15 protein-coding genes are annotated in these 17,594 nt (G+C 42.1%); 6 read left to right on the top strand and 9 right to left on the bottom strand.

All coding sequences use genetic code 11. The annotated features are described in order from the left end of the window. Position 1 precedes the first annotated feature (1 nt). Together LM917_RS01980 and LM917_RS01975 are read left to right on the top strand one after the other, a co-directional pair. Positions 2-412, top strand: a complete 411-nt coding sequence (locus LM917_RS01980; protein ID WP_232695729.1) for a DUF350 domain-containing protein — start codon at positions 2-4, stop codon at positions 410-412. Between the two features lie 244 nt (positions 413-656). After that, on the top strand, positions 657-1,955 hold the full coding sequence (locus LM917_RS01975) for a nucleotide sugar dehydrogenase (RefSeq protein ID WP_232695728.1): 1,299 nt from the start codon (positions 657-659) through the stop codon (positions 1,953-1,955). Positions 1,956-2,437: 482 nt separating this feature from the next. On the opposite strand, the gene LM917_RS01970 is transcribed toward LM917_RS01975, so the two are convergent. Further along, positions 2,438-3,265, bottom strand: a complete 828-nt coding sequence (locus LM917_RS01970) for a M55 family metallopeptidase (RefSeq protein ID WP_232695727.1) — start codon at positions 3,263-3,265, stop codon at positions 2,438-2,440. A 120-nt stretch (positions 3,266-3,385) separates the two neighbouring features. Further along, positions 3,386-4,540 carry a glycosyltransferase family 4 protein gene (locus LM917_RS01965; protein WP_232695725.1) on the bottom strand — a complete coding sequence of 385 codons (1,155 nt, stop codon included), beginning with the start codon at positions 4,538-4,540 and terminating at the stop codon, positions 3,386-3,388. 129 nt (positions 4,541-4,669) lie between these two features. Between LM917_RS01965 and LM917_RS01960 the strand changes: the two genes are divergently transcribed. Then, a complete protein-coding gene (locus tag LM917_RS01960; protein WP_232695724.1) occupies positions 4,670-6,136 on the top strand; it encodes a glycosyltransferase family 4 protein in 1,467 nt (488 codons plus the stop codon). Between the two features lie 126 nt (positions 6,137-6,262). Here the strand turns inward: LM917_RS01960 and LM917_RS01955 are convergent, their stop codons facing one another. Genes LM917_RS01955 through LM917_RS01945 form a run of 3 tightly spaced genes read right to left on the bottom strand, consistent with a single transcriptional unit; the run spans position 6,263 to position 9,994 of the window. Then, the gene (locus tag LM917_RS01955) at positions 6,263-7,063 is read right to left on the bottom strand and encodes a hypothetical protein (protein ID WP_232695723.1); all 801 of its coding nucleotides are present in this window, start codon (positions 7,061-7,063) and stop codon (positions 6,263-6,265) included. Then, complete coding sequence (locus tag LM917_RS01950; protein ID WP_232695722.1) at positions 7,053-8,693, bottom strand: hypothetical protein; 1,641 nt, start codon at positions 8,691-8,693, stop codon at positions 7,053-7,055. Before LM917_RS01950 ends, LM917_RS01955 begins: the two co-directional genes overlap by 11 nt. A gap of 20 nt (positions 8,694-8,713) precedes the next feature. Next, positions 8,714-9,994, bottom strand: a complete 1,281-nt coding sequence (locus LM917_RS01945) for an O-antigen ligase family protein (protein WP_232695720.1) — start codon at positions 9,992-9,994, stop codon at positions 8,714-8,716. 130 nt (positions 9,995-10,124) lie between these two features. On the opposite strand from LM917_RS01945, the gene murJ reads away from it, so the two are divergent. Both murJ and LM917_RS01935 read left to right on the top strand, forming a co-directional pair. Beyond that, positions 10,125-11,648, top strand: coding sequence for a murein biosynthesis integral membrane protein MurJ (gene murJ / locus LM917_RS01940; protein WP_232695719.1), 1,524 nt, complete (start codon positions 10,125-10,127; stop codon positions 11,646-11,648). A gap of 350 nt (positions 11,649-11,998) precedes the next feature. Further along, positions 11,999-12,508, top strand: a complete 510-nt coding sequence (locus tag LM917_RS01935; RefSeq protein ID WP_232695718.1) for an HXXEE domain-containing protein — start codon at positions 11,999-12,001, stop codon at positions 12,506-12,508. A gap of 121 nt (positions 12,509-12,629) precedes the next feature. On the opposite strand, the gene LM917_RS01930 is transcribed toward LM917_RS01935, so the two are convergent. Both LM917_RS01930 and LM917_RS01925 read right to left on the bottom strand, forming a co-directional pair. Beyond that, entirely contained in the window at positions 12,630-13,337 is a 708-nt protein-coding gene (locus LM917_RS01930; protein ID WP_232695716.1) for a lysophospholipid acyltransferase family protein, read from the bottom strand. A 367-nt stretch (positions 13,338-13,704) separates the two neighbouring features. Then, the gene (locus tag LM917_RS01925; RefSeq protein WP_232695714.1) at positions 13,705-15,090 is read right to left on the bottom strand and encodes a zinc ribbon domain-containing protein; all 1,386 of its coding nucleotides are present in this window, start codon (positions 15,088-15,090) and stop codon (positions 13,705-13,707) included. A 52-nt stretch (positions 15,091-15,142) separates the two neighbouring features. Between LM917_RS01925 and LM917_RS24350 the strand changes: the two genes are divergently transcribed. Further along, positions 15,143-15,274 (top strand): hypothetical protein, encoded by a 132-nt coding sequence (locus LM917_RS24350; RefSeq protein WP_255667865.1) that lies wholly within the window; start codon positions 15,143-15,145, stop codon positions 15,272-15,274. On the opposite strand, the gene LM917_RS01920 is transcribed toward LM917_RS24350, so the two are convergent. Both LM917_RS01920 and csaB read right to left on the bottom strand, forming a co-directional pair. Then, positions 15,271-16,119 (bottom strand): class I SAM-dependent methyltransferase, encoded by an 849-nt coding sequence (locus LM917_RS01920; protein WP_232695713.1) that lies wholly within the window; start codon positions 16,117-16,119, stop codon positions 15,271-15,273. The two genes, LM917_RS24350 and LM917_RS01920, sit on opposite strands and share 4 nt — an antisense overlap. A gap of 31 nt (positions 16,120-16,150) precedes the next feature. Next, complete coding sequence (gene csaB / locus LM917_RS01915; RefSeq protein WP_232695712.1) at positions 16,151-17,254, bottom strand: polysaccharide pyruvyl transferase CsaB; 1,104 nt, start codon at positions 17,252-17,254, stop codon at positions 16,151-16,153. Between the last annotated feature and the right edge of the window lie 340 nt (positions 17,255-17,594).

The raw sequence follows: 17,594 nt of genomic DNA, 5'->3' as shown, positions 1-17,594 counted from the left end.
CGTGACAGCGTTATTACAGAATACGTACGTGTCAACGGCAGCATATTTTGCTATTGCTGGTATGGCGATGATCCTGTTTTTATCCATCTTTGAACTAGTTACGAAGTATGGTGTCTGGGAAGAACTGAAAAAAGGAAATCTGTCCGTAGCAATGGCTACTGGGGGGAAGATTTTCGGGATATCCAATCTGTTCCGCTTCTCAATGGAACAACAAGAAACGTTAGGGCAAACGTTGCTTCATGCCGGATATGGCTTTATTTTACTCTTGCTAGCCTATCTTGTATTTGAATTTATGACACCTGTCATAAACGTGGACGAGGAGATTCAGCGAGATAACAAAGCCATTGGATTAATATCCATGATGATTTCTATCGGATTCTCATATATCATAGGGGCAAGCTTAATTTTATAAGGAAATCATACATCTAGAATGGGGTAGGCAAATTCTGTGAACGTCTATCCTTTTCATAGGTATGGCTGTATAATTAGGAGTTGAGAAATCAAGACTCAACTACCTCTTTGGTAAAAAGGAGAGGAAGTATGTTAAAACTCGCAAAGGTACTGATAGTTTGTTGCCTGGTTTTCTTAGGTTTGGGAATATACTATCTGTCTTAAATGACATCCACTTGAGAGAAATGTAGAAAGAGGGAATAACTATGGCTTATCCTATTCGTGTTGCAGTGGTAGGTATCGGATTTGTTGGACTTCCACTCGCTTTGACCTATGCATTGAAAGGTGCGAAAGTACTCGGTATAGATGTATCTGAGCAATTGGTGAAAGAGACGAATGAAGGAAAATCTCATCATCTAGAAGCATATAATGGCAAAGTGTTGCCTGAAATTTTAAAAGAGAATGTAGAAGCAGGAAATTTCCGTGCCGTCACCTCTTATGAAGAAGCAAAAGACGAAGTAGATAACTATATTGTGACGGTTGGTTTGCCAGTTAAAAATGGTGATCCAGAATTACAATATTTGAGAAGCGCAATGGAAACCCTTGGACGGAATCTGAAAAAAGGCGATCATGTGATGATCCGAAGCACAGTGGTTCCTGGTACGACACAAGAGGTTGTACTACCTATTCTTGAAGAAGCAAGCGGGATGAAAGCAGGAAGCGATTTTTACCTAACTTACTGCTCAGAGCGAATTGCTGAAGGACGAGCATTTGAAGAGTTCATGAAAATGCCTGTAGCAATGGGTGGAATTAACGAAGAAAGCGCTCAAAAAGGGAAAGAATTGCTTTCCTTTATTTGCGAAGCTGAAATCACATTGACAGATATTCGCGTTGTAGAAGCAGCAAAAGTAATTGAGAACATTCAGCGCGATGTTAATATTGCGATGTCTCAAGAATTCGCTCGATTTACAGAAGCGTTCGGTATAGATATTTTTGAAGTAATTAAGGTTGCTAATACGCATACACGCGTTAACCTGCTAACACCAGGCCCTGGTGTGGGTGGCTACTGCTTACCTAACGCCTACTACTATTTGTTGCCTAAGGCCCGTGAAATGAATGTAGGATTGCCACTGCTTGCTACTGCTCGCAACATCAATGATGGTATCCCGACAGTACTTGCTGGAATGCTGGAAGAAGCGTTGATTTCTAATGGCAAGCGTCTTGGTGAGAGCAAGGTTGCTGTACTTGGACTTGCTATGAAGGATTTCTCCAATGATGATCGCATTAGTCCGATTAATGATATGATCGCTATCCTACAGCAAAAAGGAACTGAGATTGCTTCTTATGATCCAGCTGTTCCGTCCTACTACGCACATAAGAAGGATCGTCTTGAGGACGCTCTTCATCAAGCTGATGCTGTGATATTAGCTGCGATGCAGAAAGAATTTACTGACCTTGATTGGGAAGAGTTAGTAAAAGGCATGACAGATTCACCTGTTTTGATGGATTTGAAGAATCGTATGCCGCGTGAACTCGATAAGAAGGTTAAAGTAGTTCGTATCTAAATAAGCAACGCCCCGACTCTCCCGTGATGGGAAGGTCAGGGCGTTTTTTATTACTGTAGTGGGTTATGCAGAAGAAGCACATTTTTTGTCTATGAACTCGTTAAGGCCCTGCAAGGGAGATATGACCGTCCGCTACTTGGTAAAGAGTGCGGAAAGTGCAAAAGGGTGCGAATACTAAGCAGTGTCTCACAGGTTGCACTTTTTTATCCGCACTCTTTACCAAGTAGCTAGGTAGGACCTTAAATAGTTCTGGACAAAAAATGTGCTTCTTCTGCTAACAGCTTCAGGGGATTAATGACTTGCATTAAAACCAAAAGCATGAAAAACCAGATTCTCTTTTCACACAGAGCGACTTGGCGAAGCCCGACTCAGCGGGGCGAAGACTTTTAGCGAAGAGTGAAAAGAGGAGCTGGTTTTCTCCACTGAAGTAGGATCAAGATGATCCTTAAAAACCTAGCAAGAAATATCCTTGTTGAGCGATATTAGCAAAAAGGAACTCCGCCAGCAAGGTTCATCATGGCACGCATGGTTTTATACATATCATACTGATCCTTGGCAATGTAGGTTACGAATGTTGAATCAGTTGATAGGACGGTACCCGGTACACTTGCAGCCATTTCAGCCATACCGTAATGAGAGAAATCAATTTTTAACTCCATAGGAACCTGTGTAGTAAGAGGTGCAATTTGTTTAGCATTTTGCAGAGCCAGACTTGCTTGCTCTGTTAAGACATCGAGCGATTCTTGACGAGATAGGCAAATAGCAGATGTACGAGAGGCTGCTTCCTTTACAATGGCTGTATGTATGGACGGAATAAGGCTTTTTGCTTCTTCGGCAATCAGGTTATCCCCAGATACCATACAAACAGGTACTCCTGTAAGCCCCGCATAAATGGCATTAAAACCAAATTCGCCGACAACGGAACCGTTCACATACAGATTTTTGATAACGCGAGACATGGTGTGGCTAAGGATGCCTGGTACACCGTGACGGGTGTGGTATCCGATAAAAAAGGCAGCGTCAAATGTTTGATCGAGTCCATGGACCATCGAATGATCACGAGGGGTTCCACGAAGAAGACGTGCCTTCGGATGCAAGTCCTCCCATAAGATATTATTAAAATTTTCATGACTGTCTGCAACAAGGATTTCTGTAGCACCAGCAGCCAGAGCGCCTTCAATGACGGCATTAACATCCTGGGTCATATAGTGACGACCCTGTTGGTAATTAGAGCCTGTCTGCGGATTTATGTAGGATGGATCGGTAATTCCAGAAATACCTTCCATATCACAAGAGATATATAATTTCATGGTACATGCACGACCTTTCTTCATTTTCATCTTTATTGTACAAGGATTCTGAATATGAGGCTAGTAGTAAAAAGAATAAAGAAATGCCTGAGAGCTTTTACTCCCAGGCATATGTAGTCATTATCTTGCGCTCTTAGCTACTAAGCGATGGTACAAATCCAATGTTAACTCTGCCATTTTATCAATCGTAAAGCGCTGTTCCACCATGTCACTCGCCTGTTCCACCAGCTTTTGTTGCAAGTCCGTATCTGCCTCTAGGGTAATCATCGCTTCTGTTAACTCTTCAGGAGACGCAGGAGTAACGAGGAGACCGGTTTCTTGTGATAAGACAAACTCTGGTACACCACCAGCGCTGGTTGCAATTACAGGCAGATGGGAAGCCATCGCTTCGACAATGGTATAACCAAGCCCTTCATAAAGTGCCGCGTGGACATACAGATCAATAGCATGCAAGCAGCGAGGCACATCGGTACGGAATCCAACAAAACGTATAAACGAAGTGATTCCTAGACGATTAGCCTGCTCTTCTAGGGAAGAACGTTCAGGACCATCCCCGATAATGACTAGATAGCTGTTTGTTGCATTCGTTTTCTTCAGATATAGGGAAAAGGCATCCAGTAAGTGAGGGAGACCTTTAATTTGTACAATTCGACCCACATTCCCAAAAACAAAAGCATCTTGAGGGAGATTCCATTCTTCTCGCAACGCTTTTCGATCTACTTCTTTCTCCATATGAAGCTGGTATGGAGTAAGATCCGTACCATTGTAGATGACCGTAGTTTTGGAAGCAGGTATGCCATCCTCTTGAATTAGCACGTCTTGCAAGGCGCGACTCACAGTGATAAAGTGATCGTTCCATTTGCGTGTGCGCTTTTCCATCTGGGTGGTAACAAACGAAGCGAAAGGGCTCACGTAATCATAGCGTAGATTACTGTGAACGGTAGTAATTGTGCGATACTGAAGATTACGCACCGCCAATCTGCCCAAGAAGTTCGCTTTCACACCATGCGTGTGTACAATATCAGGATCCATCTTTTCTATTTCGTGTTTGACACCCTGCAGAATGCGCATGTCAAAGCGTCCATATGTATGAAGTGTTGTTACGGTGATACCGGCTTCGCGCAATTTTCTCGCAAACAATGCATCGTAAAAGCATACGACGGCTACTTCTACCTTCTCCTTTGAAAAAGAAGTAAGCAGATTGAGAATATGCTGTTCAGCCCCACCAAATTCCCCACCGCCGATAATGTGGAGGACACGTAGTTTGCTTTTCATGAAATCCACCCGAACCTTTCCAACAGACCATTTTCAATATACCAGAAGAAGCCATGATTCGCAATAAGACCGCGGTTATGGTATGGTAATTTGTACATAAGAAGCTGGTAAGAGATAAGGAAGGTACCAATGGAAAAGAAACAGTCTGTGCTCATTATTTCATATTTATTTCCACCTATCGGAGGTGGAGGAATTCCCCGTGCATTAAAAATGGCTAAATATTTGGGGGAATACAATTGGAATGTGCATGTATTAACGACAGATCCTGCGTATCATGCCACACTTGATAACTCGCTATTGGCACAGGTTCCTGCGGATGTACAGATTCATCGTGCCAAGGAGCTGACATCGTTACTACGTAAACCTGCCCCTGCTATAGCGAAACAGACTACAGGTAAAACAGAGCAAGGAACGGAATCGAAGGGCGATTCAACAAACACAACCAATAAGGAAGAAGTTACCACTACTCATACGGTTTCTACTCCTTCTGCACCATCACTGCTCGGAAAGTTTAAAGGAAAGGCGTTCTCATTTGCCAAAAAGATCAAGTCTTATATACTTATTCCAGATGATCAGATTTTATGGTATCCAGAGGCAGTTAAAGCAGGCAGAAAGCTTTTACGTGAGAAGAAAATCGATGTCATTTTTTCGACGTCAGGACCTGTTACCAATCATCTGGTTGCCAGGAAACTAGCGGAAGAATTCGGCTGTAAATGGATAGCAGATTTTCGTGATCCGTGGACGCAGAATATGCATCGCTCTGGAATCGGATGGCGTGAGCGACTTGAAGAGAAGTTGGAAGAAAAAGTGATGCGCAAGGCAGATGTGATTACCACGGTAACGGCTACCTTTGCCAAAAACTTTACAAATAAATATCCCTCGCAGATTCAGCGAGTGGAACTGATATATAACGGATTTGATCGTGCAGATTTTCGTGATCTTATGCCGGTTAAAGAAGTCCCAGGTCGTTTCCATGCGGCATATGCCGGGATTCTCTATCAAAAAAGAAATCCCCGTCTTCTACTAGCTGCAATCAAAGAATTGATTGATGAGGGGAAGGTGAACTCAAACGAGATCAGTCTCTCCTTTGCTGGAGTATTTGATTACCCTGGCTATACAGAGAATCAGGACTGTGTAAATGCTTTAGGTCTACAGGATGTGGTTAGAGTGCTGGGTAATCTACCACATAAGGAAGCGCTAGGCTTGATGAAGGGAGCGGACGCCCTGCTCATGATCGGTGACGTAACACCTGATGCCGGGGCATATATTCCTGGCAAGTTGTATGAATATATGGGCGTAGGAAAACCAATCCTTGCGCTACATATGCCAGGTGAGGCAGCGGATATTATACGCAGCTTCCAATTGGGACAGGTAGCTGACCCAATGAATAAGGAAGCGATCAAAGAAGCCTATTACAAGCTGTTTCAGGCATGGAAACAGGAGCAGGAGACTAGCACCGAAACGAAGCGTGACGAGAGCTTCTACGATCGTGTGAGGCCGTATGAACGCCGTGAACAAGCAGGACAGCTAGCTCGGTTGATGAATGAAGTAGTGGGACAAAAAACGGAACGTGATCAGGCTGATCCTACAATGTAGAAGACCTATGTCGAAATGTTAGAAACAGCCACCACATAGCGGCTATAATTCAAAAAAGGCTTCACCTGTTTCTCCTCATGGAGAGTAGGTGAAGCCTTTACTTATATGATTGGTTTTATTCTTAAACTAGTCCAACAGGTATTTCTCAACTTCAGTCATCGGGGTCAATTGTAGATTTTCACCGTATTTGAAGAACTTGAAGTTAACCTCTTGGTCCATATAACCTGCTCCAGGAACTGGTACGATAATCCAGGTTTGATAACTGTGAATCAATCCATCTTTTTGTCCAATCCCAAATGTTGTTTTGATCGTGGTATTCTCCAGAATTTTATCCAGATCAGGACGTCCAGCCAACTCGTCTTGTAGCGGCTTGAATAGATCGATGTTACTATTTTCTACCCATTCTTTTCCTGTAATCTTGATTTGATAAGGAGTAGTCATGGTACTGATTACCTTTTCTTCAGGCATCTCGACAGCGCGATCTAAGAACGGAATCCAGTCATCAAAGCCTTTGAATACATCGACAGGAATTGATTCCTCACGAGCTGTAATCCAGCTGCCACCTCGATAAATATACTTATCATCGTTATTACGATAGTAGACAAACTCTTGAGCAGCAATGCGGCCCGTAACCTGATAGGAATCAGAATCTGCTACAATCCCATCAAACATACTGGTTAACTCGCGAGACATCATACGGTTTTTTACATATCCGCTGAACCAGAATTTTTGAGCTTCTGGGTCGGTTTTTGCTTTACTTAAAGCAGTTTGAAGTACTTGAGCAGGATTTTTTTCAGGTGTTTTACCTGGTTGTTCTGTTTCAAGTTTTACGAACTCTTTAGGGGCTGATTCATACGTACAGCCGGAGAGCAGGGCAAGAGCTGTCACACTTGCTAGCAAGTGTTTCCCTGGACGTTTACGAAGCATGGCGAACCCTCCTTACTATAGCGAATGCGTACAGCCCTATGGTGATAGCAATACTGATCGGGAATACAGGTATATTGTGACGTTTGAAGACCCAGATGCGATGTGTATTATACATGGACGCTATCAGTTCATTCTGCTTGTCTCCGTCAATATCGCCCACTTGCATTTTTATTAATGGCATATAGATTTTCCAGTTTTGTTTAAGCCCTTCTGGCGTGTAATCAAAACCTGTGAGATAACGAGTATTAAAGTTACTTACCCAGCTTTTTGTCTGGGCGATTAATTCAGGTTTTTCATTTTTGCCGATACTAGCAAAATTGGTCAAGCGGAAGCTCTTGTCTTTATCTTCGCTCTTCCAAAGAATCTCCCATGTATCGTTATCGCCAGGACGCAAGATATAGGATGGTACACCACCAACAATGAGTTCATCGAAACCATCATGATCAATGTCAGCGACCACGATATCACTCATTGTAATACCACCTTTTAGGGTCTTACGTGGTAGGTGATAAGCCTCTTGTACCAATCCGTCTGGCTTAACGGTTAGAACAGTAATATCCTCATCCAAAATGAGAAGCCCCTCGTCACCGTTAGGAAGACGTATCGTATCAAGGATAGTGGTTCCACGAGTCTCATAAAGGAATGACACCTGATTAAACTTCCCGCTCAGAATTCCATTTTTTATTGTTAGGTCATGGAACTGACTAGGCTTATCAAATTCATTTACCTGGTTTGTAACCCCACCTTGTTCTAGAAGCTTACGATCAATTTGGGCAAGGTCTAGCAAGAGAGCACGATAAGGTGCTGTACCCGATTGCATCATTGCCTCTGTATAAGATTGACGCTGTACAGTAGGCACCAATTTATCATTCAGCTGGGCATAGTATGGGAAGCCAGGATAATCGGTTGGCATTTGTGCCTGCGCTCTCTTCCACTGCTCGGGTGTAAAGTCAGACTCCTTCATGCGAACCATTTTATCTCCATTCCACTTCAATGCATACAGAGAAATAGGTTCTTCTTTCAAATAGAGAAGTTCTTCAGCAGAAGCTTTTTTCTCCTCAGCTGTTTCTGGAATTTTCTTTTCTTCATCAACAACCTCGTCAGCGTTCCCATAGGTGAGAATCTCCATCACACCGTCACCATCAATATCGTACAGGCTAAGTGGGAAGTAATCGACCCATTCTCCTTTATACAGACGCTCCGTCTCATCCATCAAATAAAAGTTATTAATGGCATATAACGTATCTCGGTTATATGTGAAATTGGTCAGGCATGCCACAATGATCATGGCAACGACTGCATTCCACTTATGCTTGCCATAAAATTTAACCAGAAGAGAAAGACCTACAATGGCTATAATAGCGCCTCCTACGTAGGCAGTAAGTTCTCTCTCATCCAGAGAGGTAAGAGCTTTATCCAGTAATAGAAAACCTAATGTAAACACTACAACTTGTCGACGTTCTTCCGGTCGAATCAGGAAGTACGTAATAACCATTAATGGAACAAAAATAACGACTGCAATCAGAGATAGTTCCAGAAAGGCAACCTTTACCACCAGGTTATAGACGACAAACAGTGCGAAGGCGTAAAGCGCCCAGTATAAGGTTTGCAGCTTAAACAGCTGTCGCATAACATTCACCTTTTTCTCGTTTATGATCTAGTGCCAATCTTTTTGTTAGCGTAACGGAAGTCTAGCGTAGCGAGCGCCGCAACCATTCCGCCTAACAACCAATAGAAGGTAGACATAAACGGCACTTCAAAAATATTTTCCGCAAAATTGTGGAAGAACACGGCAAGGAATCCACAGAAAAGCCCCAGTCCTGTGTAAAAATACGGGGAGTTTTTCCATTTCAAGGTAAGCCTCCCAGCATAGGTAACAACACCTAGCATGACAGAAATCATCAGCCCAAGACCGATCAGACCAGTTTCTGCCAAAGTTTTAAACATATAGCTGTCTGTGTAAATCGTTCCGAAATATCGGGAACCTACTGCTCCGCCCCAATGTCCTGGTCCTGCACCGAACAACGGCTCCATACGCATCTTGTGATAAGCGTTAGTCCAGCGAGCTACCCGACCGCTGTCGCTGCTTTTTTCCCAATAGTCAGCAGAGAATAGGTTGGTTATACGGCTTTTGACTGAACCAACTACAGGTGTTGATTCAGGTATGGCGATTAACAACACCATCCCAAGGACTGATGCAGCAATAATGGATAAGAAGACTTTACGATTGACAAAAGCCGAGCCAATTACCAATACACCAAGTAGAGCAAACCAAGCTCCACGAGATGAGGTTGCAATCAAAGCTGCCAGCATGATGAGACTAATGCCAGCCCAGATTAATTTTGATTTGCGCGTATTGCTTTGCAAAAAGAAACCAAAGGCAACAGGAAGTGTAAAAATCATGTAACTGCCTAAAACGTTAGGACTTGTTACAATGGAATAGGCACGAGTCGTAATGTTTTCATTTTCACCCTGCCAGGAGCTGCTTGTCTCCACTCCCAAAAATACTTGCAGCACCCCAATAAATGCAACAAAAAATCCAACAAAAGCAAATACTTTCAGATAGGTATTCAACTGTTCTTTAGACTCTATCAGGAAAAAACCGATAAAGAAGGCAATCATAAACTGATATATCGCCCGGAATCCTTCAATGCTGGCATTAAAATTGGTCATGTCCATAAACATAAGACCTAGTCCAAAGGCAAATAAAGCGATGAACAGGTGTTTAATGCCGGGCAGGGAACGGTTACCTTTCATATAAGCAATCAAGGTAAAGATCACGAGGACAAACAGTACGCCATCATCCCACAAAGATGCTACAACCGGAATCGGCAATATTTTACGCAACACGTAATCAATGATAGGAAAGGCAAAAAGCAGGTAAATCCAGCTGGTCGGAGTTAGCACCAGCTTCTTTAAATTCGTATTCAAGAGAAGTCCCCCTACACATATGTTCGACCCTACTATTATAATGAATGTTAAGATAGGGTAGCAAGGAAAGAAATCAGATGCTGTAATCACGCCCATGCATGATGAGCAAAGAATTAGGAGTTATGAAGCTGTGAATCTATTAAGAACCGCAACCATGATTGTAGCATTAACATTAATTGGCCGATTGCTTGGCTTTGTACGCACGTTATACGTTTCTAATCTGTACGGCACAGGAATGGAAGCAGATGCTTATTTTCTCGCGTTAACTATTCCCATGACATTGTTCATGATCATTCCAGGCGCTATCAATGCTGTGTTGATCCCAACGATGCGCGGTGTACTTGAAGATGGTAACAAGGAACGGGTATCTAACCTGTATCATAAAATGTTAGCCGTCATAGCTGTTGGCTTCTTTTTGCTAACTGCTCTAGGTATGTTATTCTCCCCACAAATTGCATCTATGTACGGCTTGGTTGGGGAAAAAGCAGATATTACGATTAGACAGCTGTACTTGATGTGGCCATCCGTCTTTTTTATCGGGATTGCTGGACTGTGGGCAAGTGTGTTGAATTCACATCAACATTTTTTCACCCCAACATTAGGATCTGTTGCAAACAGTGTTATCGTCATAATTGGTATGGTAGCCCTGGTTCCTCTAAGTGGTGTAGATGGCTTGTCCATCGCTACGACGCTAGGATACGTTGCAGCACTGCTAGTAATGATCCCGACCATGCGTAAATTTGGTTATAACCAACGCTTTAATTGGCATTTACGTGATGACGAGGATATGAAAAGCATGGGGGAACGCGTTGTTCCCATTATGATCGGTTCTATCATCTCGCAAACCACGATTTTCCTGGAACGAGGTCTTACCACGGGACTGGGAGACGGTAAAGTAGCTGCACTTTCGTATGCCAACCAAATTGCTCAGTTACCGATGGCAATCTTTGTCGGTGCCTTTACCTTGCCACTGTTCCCGCTACTGGCCAACTATGTAAAGCGTAATGAGATGCACCTGATGAAAGCCACATTGCAAAAAGGGCTTTCCTACCTGCTCATTCTCTTACTTCCGGTTACGGTTGGTTTTGTGCTGTATGGTGAACCTGTGATCCGCTTGTTATTCGTACGAGATGCAGGTGCGTTTGGTGATACAGCAGTTGTCTGGACGTTTACCGGGCTTGTATTTTATGGTGTAGGTCTTTACTTTTTAGCAGCACGCGACCTGATTACTCGTGCCTTTTATGCACTGGAAAATACCCGTACGCCAGTTATTATCGGTGCGATTGGAATAGGTGTTTATCTCCTTTCAGCTTATTTGTTCATTCCACCACTTGGTCACGGAGGAGTAGCACTAAGTGCTTCAATCTCTGCAATGGCTCAAGCGGGATTGTTGTTCCTTATGCTTTGGAAAGCGGTAGGTAAATTGCTGGACAAAGCCTTTTTACTTACATTGATCAAGGTAGTGATAAGCTGTGCAGTTATGTCAGCCGCTGCTTATGGATTAAACAGTATGCTATCCACTGTAACACCAGTTATTCAACTGCTAGTCGGAGTAAGTATTTCTATACTGGTTTATTTTGCCGCACTTTACGCGTGCAAGGAACCATTGATACATGAGATAGTAGGCAAATACTTGAAACGCTTCAAGAAATAAAGGTGTCCCATAAACAGGACGGTTCGTGCTTCGTTTTCGTTACGCATGATATGACAGGGAAGAAGAGACGAATCAGTAGTGGGAGGGAAGTACATGCAAAAAAATGATTAACAAAAAGCATGGGTCTTATGGACTGCGCTTATGGACATTTACAATTGGCATCTATCTTATGTTGAGGCTCCAATCAAAGAAATTGAAGTAACCTTGCAAAAATAAATGAGATATCCCAGATAGCAACTACTATTATCAGCTATGTGGGATGTCTGTTTTTGAGAATTGCTCAAGTTTCTAATTAGAACTGACGAATGAATGTAGAAGAACTCATATTCCATTAAGGAGGATGAATACCTTTGAAGACAACGGATCCATATAACATTCTCTGGCTTCTTCCCTTTATTTTTGCCCTACATAACTACGAAGAATATTATGGTTTGTTTATAACAACAGAGCCAGTAAGCTTCCTCACTGACAACTTTTTAGGGGATTTGGTAGGCGGTTTATACGATCGAGATACATTTTTAGTAGCCATTATCTTTCTTAGTGTTTCTGTTGCCCTGCTGGTCATACTGGAGTATCTGATTCGTAATCGAGTCACATTTGAGCTCATTTTGTTAGTAACAGCTATTTTACTTGTGAATGGGTTATCACATATCATACAAGCGATTATTTTCTTTACCTATGTGCCTGGACTGATTACGGCAGTATTGCTCCTTATTCCTTATATGTCTTATCTCTTGTACGTGTGGAAGAAACAGGGGAGGATAAATAGGAATGAAATGGGGAGAAGCTTATTAAAAGGTGCTGTATTCATGGTTCCCATTATTGTTGGAATCTTACTATTATCGAAATTTTTCGTGTAACGAGAAGGCTTTGAACAAACAAAAAGGTCATGCCCGTTTTGTTTGAACGCAAGCGCTCACATCCAATTTTATGAAAAACGGCTCGACGTTTTTCACAGAAAAAAGCTCAAAAAATGAGCTTTTAAAGTAAGACAGACGTTATTTTTTCTACAACTACACGATTCAGTTCATTCGTATCCTGATATTGTGAGGGATCGATTGGTTCGTGGAAAGTAATTTCAACCTGAGCTGGTTTGATGCGGTTACCATTGTCTTCCATTAGCTTACGCGTATCCTTCAAGGAAACAGGCACAATTTTTGCTCCTGATTTTGTTGCCAATCTGAGGCTTCCTGGCTTAAATTCACCAGGTTGGTTGGATTTACTTCTTGTACCTTCAGGAAAAACCGAAAGGGAGTATCCTTTTTTTAGCAAGTCTACGCCTTCTGAGATCGTTTTAATTGATTGACGAGGGTTATCTCTGTCCATGAAAAGACAATTACCCATTTTCATAAATTTCCCAAGTCCAGGAATATTCTCCATCTCTTTCTTGGCGATAAAACTCATTTTATTTGGAGAGGAAAGAAACAATACAGGAATATCCATGTTACTTTGATGATTGCTAACGAATAATACGGCCTCGTTTAGAGGGACGTTTTCTGCTCCATTCACCTTAATTTCTGCTCCTGCAATCTTCATCAGTCGTTGCAAGCTAATCGTTCCTAGCTCGTAATAGGTTTTGATACGGTTTCTGACAGCTTCTTCACCTTCTAGTTTTGATAGACGTTTAATGATGGGCATCTTACTGATGATGTAAAGAAACATGTAAGTATAATATTGTAGGGTTCTCATGAATAACAACAACTCCGTTTACTATTTTGAATGTAGTATTGTCTTTTTTAACAAAAATCCCTTCGACTAAACATAGTAAAGATTATGGGAAAGAAAAACAAGACTTTCGTATAAATCTTACAGAATCTTTCATAGATAAATGGGTAATCTTTCTTGAAATTGGCACGGAAAAACTATTTACCTTCATTTTTATCCATGAAGTCATGCATCTAGGTACATTGACTAGCTTAGTAAGAGTTATTTCGCATAAGTAAGTATTAAGAATGGAAAAATGCCGTTAGGGAGAGGTATTCCCCTAACGGCATTTCAATATATAGGAGCCTATTAATTAAGCTTCAAAAGCTTAGCACATGTATGACTTCATCCACTATTTAATCTTATATACATCGTCGGAATTTAATCCAAAACGATCAGGAGAATCTGCACGGGACTCTACAACTAGCCATTTGTCATTATACTTTTTCAGTGTATATTCCCAACACTGTATATCCTCACCATGGTCACTTACTTTATTCAATTCGAGGTTTTTCCATCTGTCTTCATAAACCTCGAGTACCAGGATAGTTAGAGACCCATCCTCCTTGGTTTGCAATGTTCCAAAATCTACTTCAAGCCGGATGGTATCGCCAGCAAACACGTCCTTGAAAATAGCAGGTGATTCTTTAAATTGGGCTATTTCTCGTTCATAACTTGTTAACTCGAATCCTTCAGGGTGAAGATAGGGGCGGAGCGGATCAAGCGATTCTTTCTTTCTGGCATAAGTAAGCCAAGCTTTGTTATAGTCGGAAAAAAGAGTAACGATTTCTTCTTTTAATCCATCAGCCTTCGAGACAGTAAAAGGAAGATCAACAAACTCTTCGCTTTTTAATATAGTACCAGTCTCAGACAATTCGCCTTGTGCTGTAGTTGCTTTTACCGTAAACTCCAGGTCTTCCGCAGGTACATTATGGATGGTTGTTACAACACCATTAAAACTTTGCTCAAACGTAACGGGTAGTTGCTGTCCCTTATGGAAAAGGATAGCCTGCTTTAAATTGGTATAGATTTTAATATCACGAATGGGAAATTCAACAGTAACCGGTTTAGATAGTCCATACATGACTGTCAACTTGGTTTCGGCACTCACTGTTCCTAGCATGGTTGAAAAACTTCCATTCAGCGTATATTCCCCGGGAAAATATGGACCTACCAAGAAGGTGTCAACACCTGGAACCTGTCCGGCTTCAATTGGCTTGGTAGTTTGTTCTGTCGCCGGTTTTTCTGTCGCCTGTAGCTTGATCTCCACACCAGACTCTCCAGTGGTAAGCTTCGTTCCAACGGGGCCTGTTACAGTGACGTAGGAAGGCCGAACCTGGACCTTGTATATTTTCCCTTCTTTTTTCAATACAAGTAAAGCGCTTGCTACTTTCTCATCAGTAAGGGCTTCTGGTACATAAGTCTCATTTTGTTGATAATAACGAGCCTGATCTTTCATATCCTCCATATAGGTTGCGAACGTTTCTTGATATTCCTTTAGCGTTGCCAGGATGTTAGCTGCATTTTTTTCATGAAGAGCCGTTTTTCCTTTTACATCATCAGGGATGGTGGTCAACTCCAAAAATTGCTTTACATTCCCTTCTTTAACAGCTAACTCGAATTTGTTTACAACCTCAGCAGGATCGTGGAAAGGGGAGACTTTTTGTTGCTGATAGATAAAATAGCCTATGGCCAGAATAGCGACTAACACTACTGGCACAGCAATTTTCCATTTCATATGTAATATGTAACCTCCTATCGGTGCTTCTTCTACTATTTTAGGGGATTGCATGTGGTCATTCAATGAGAGAAAGGATGCAAATCACCTGCAAATGGATAGCCACATTAGTAAAACAATCTCACACAGTGTAAAAATAAGTAACCCGGCAGTAGATATACTACCTGCCGGGTTACTAGATTAATTTTTTTGGTAGACACAGACAACCATTTTCACAAAGTATTCTCGGAAGAAAGGAAGCTTGGCAGCTGATGCAACGATGTTACGCAGAGGCATTTCCTTTTCGTAAACCGCTGGATACCTCACACCCTTTTGGATGTTACGGAAACGTTTGATTGTCATGCGATTAATGTAGGAAAAGTACTCGGAACCGTCAGGACGCTTGCTAATACGGAACTCTAGTCGATCTTCTCCATCGGGAAGGTCTTTTACGAGCTCTCGGTAAGCGTTAATAAGGGTCTGATCGGAAAAGAAAGAATGAACCCACGGGAAACCAATCGCATCGGACAAGTGGGCACCAAATGGGTGGTAATATGGCGGGAAGTTGATATAAAGAAGTCCGCCTTTTTTAAGGACGCGGAAGCATTCTTCCAGGGTTTTTTCTGGATTATCGACATGCTCCATAGCATCGTTCATGATGATTGTGTCAAACGTCTCATCTTCAAACGGCATGGCTGACGCATCCCCCGTCATAAAAGAAGCAATGTCATCCAGCCCTTTTTCTTTGGCAAATGCATTTCCTTCTTGCGCATAGTGAGGAACGATATCTATTCCGATAATTTTTTTTGGGCCAAACGTAGCGTAGTAGCATGTTTTACCGCCACCCCCGCAACCTATGTCCAGCACGGTTTTGTCCGTAAACATTTGTTGTTGGGAATGGAACGGCAAGAAAAACTGGATGGTTTGATCACCTTTTTGAAACTGCCATTCGGTATAGCTCATTTTCCCGTCATTAGCCAGATTAAATGGGTGGACGGGTAAAGGGAACAGCTTATTTAAACTTAGTAAAAGTGAGGTAGAGAGTGACAAGATTTGTTCCTCCTTATAAAAACGACAACGATTATTTCTTTGTGGCTAATGCTTGCAGCACAAGCTGGCTGCTTTTCATTGCATCTATTTTTAACAACTCTGCTTTTTCACGAATGATAGTTTGTTCGCGCTCAGGATTTTCCATTCGTTCGCTAATGAGGTCAACGAGAGACTTTTCATCAAGATCCTTAATGTGCCCTGCGCAGACCATACCAGCACGCTCTACAAATCGGTCGATTTTTGGGTCATAGGAAATTCCTAAAAACGGGATATGTAGCATACATGCGAGAATTAATGAATGAAGCCTCATCCCCACTACGTAATCAGCATGCTTTAATACGCTCATAATATCGTGGAAATTGACATGCTCAGAAATAATAGCAGCACCTGGTTGTTTCATCAGAGACATGATTTCTTCCGATGGCGCAATATCACTAGGGAAATGCATAGGTAAGAACAGGACATTCCAACCACGTTCCCGATAAAAATCTGCAGCATGAGCAAAAACCTGCTTGAAACTCTCTTCCGACTTCCAGTTACGAACAGAGAAGATCACGAGGGGTCGGGATAAATCTTCGAACAGAGGATCAATCAGATCGTGTCCACGCTTAGGATCAATATCGTCCGGATGAATGGTTAAGGCTGGATCAGCTGTAACAAATACAGGGGCCTTTTTCACTCCACATGCTTTAAAATCTTCGCCAGATTCATGATCACGCACGGTAATAATATCTACGTGATTCACAACCTGCTTGATCATTTGTCTGCTAAAAGACTTTAAAATCGGTCCGAAGCCTTGGGCATAGAAAACAACAGGTTTGCCAAGCATCTTGGCAATCATGGCAATCCCCAGATAGTAGAGTACACTTCGTGGGCTTGTCACATCCTGCATCAGAGTACCTCCTCCCATAACCAGGAGGTCACTTTTTTTCAACTCTCTTATGATCGTAGATAGGCTCCAACGATTATGAGCAGGAATCCCAAACAGCGATGTTGTCAGCTCAGGCTGATTCGACAACACAGAGAGGGACATATTCGGTTGTTCTCGTTTCAGTGAGCTAATAATACCATATAAGACAACATCGTCCCCGGCATTGTTAAAACCATAATAACCGGAGATGAGAATTCGTGACATGAGAGAACCTTCTTTCTATTCAAACGTACTGGCAACAGCACTGATTACTGGTATACAATTTGTAATGCATCACGTTTCGGCACATCCTCAAGTATAATAGAGAGGGAACCGGTAAGTAAAGCAAGGCAATCGAACTAGCTCAAATAGCTGACACCAGCCCATACTAATAGGATAGCTAGAATGATAAAAACGATCATGACATAAAGCATAAAATTATTCTTTCGTCTACGACGGAAAAACTCATCAAACATGGTGTTGGACCTCCCCTTCGGTACAACTTTTCTGTCCGTTCATATTACCATGTTAGGAAGGGAATATGCTAGATTTTTACCAGAAAGGA

The sequence above is a fragment of the Brevibacillus daliensis genome (assembly GCF_021245735.1).
GTDB lineage: Bacteria > Bacillota > Bacilli > Brevibacillales > Brevibacillaceae > Brevibacillus_B > Brevibacillus_B daliensis.
The sequence above is the reverse complement of the archived record's forward strand: the minus strand, read 5'-3'. Positions and strand labels throughout refer to the sequence as shown.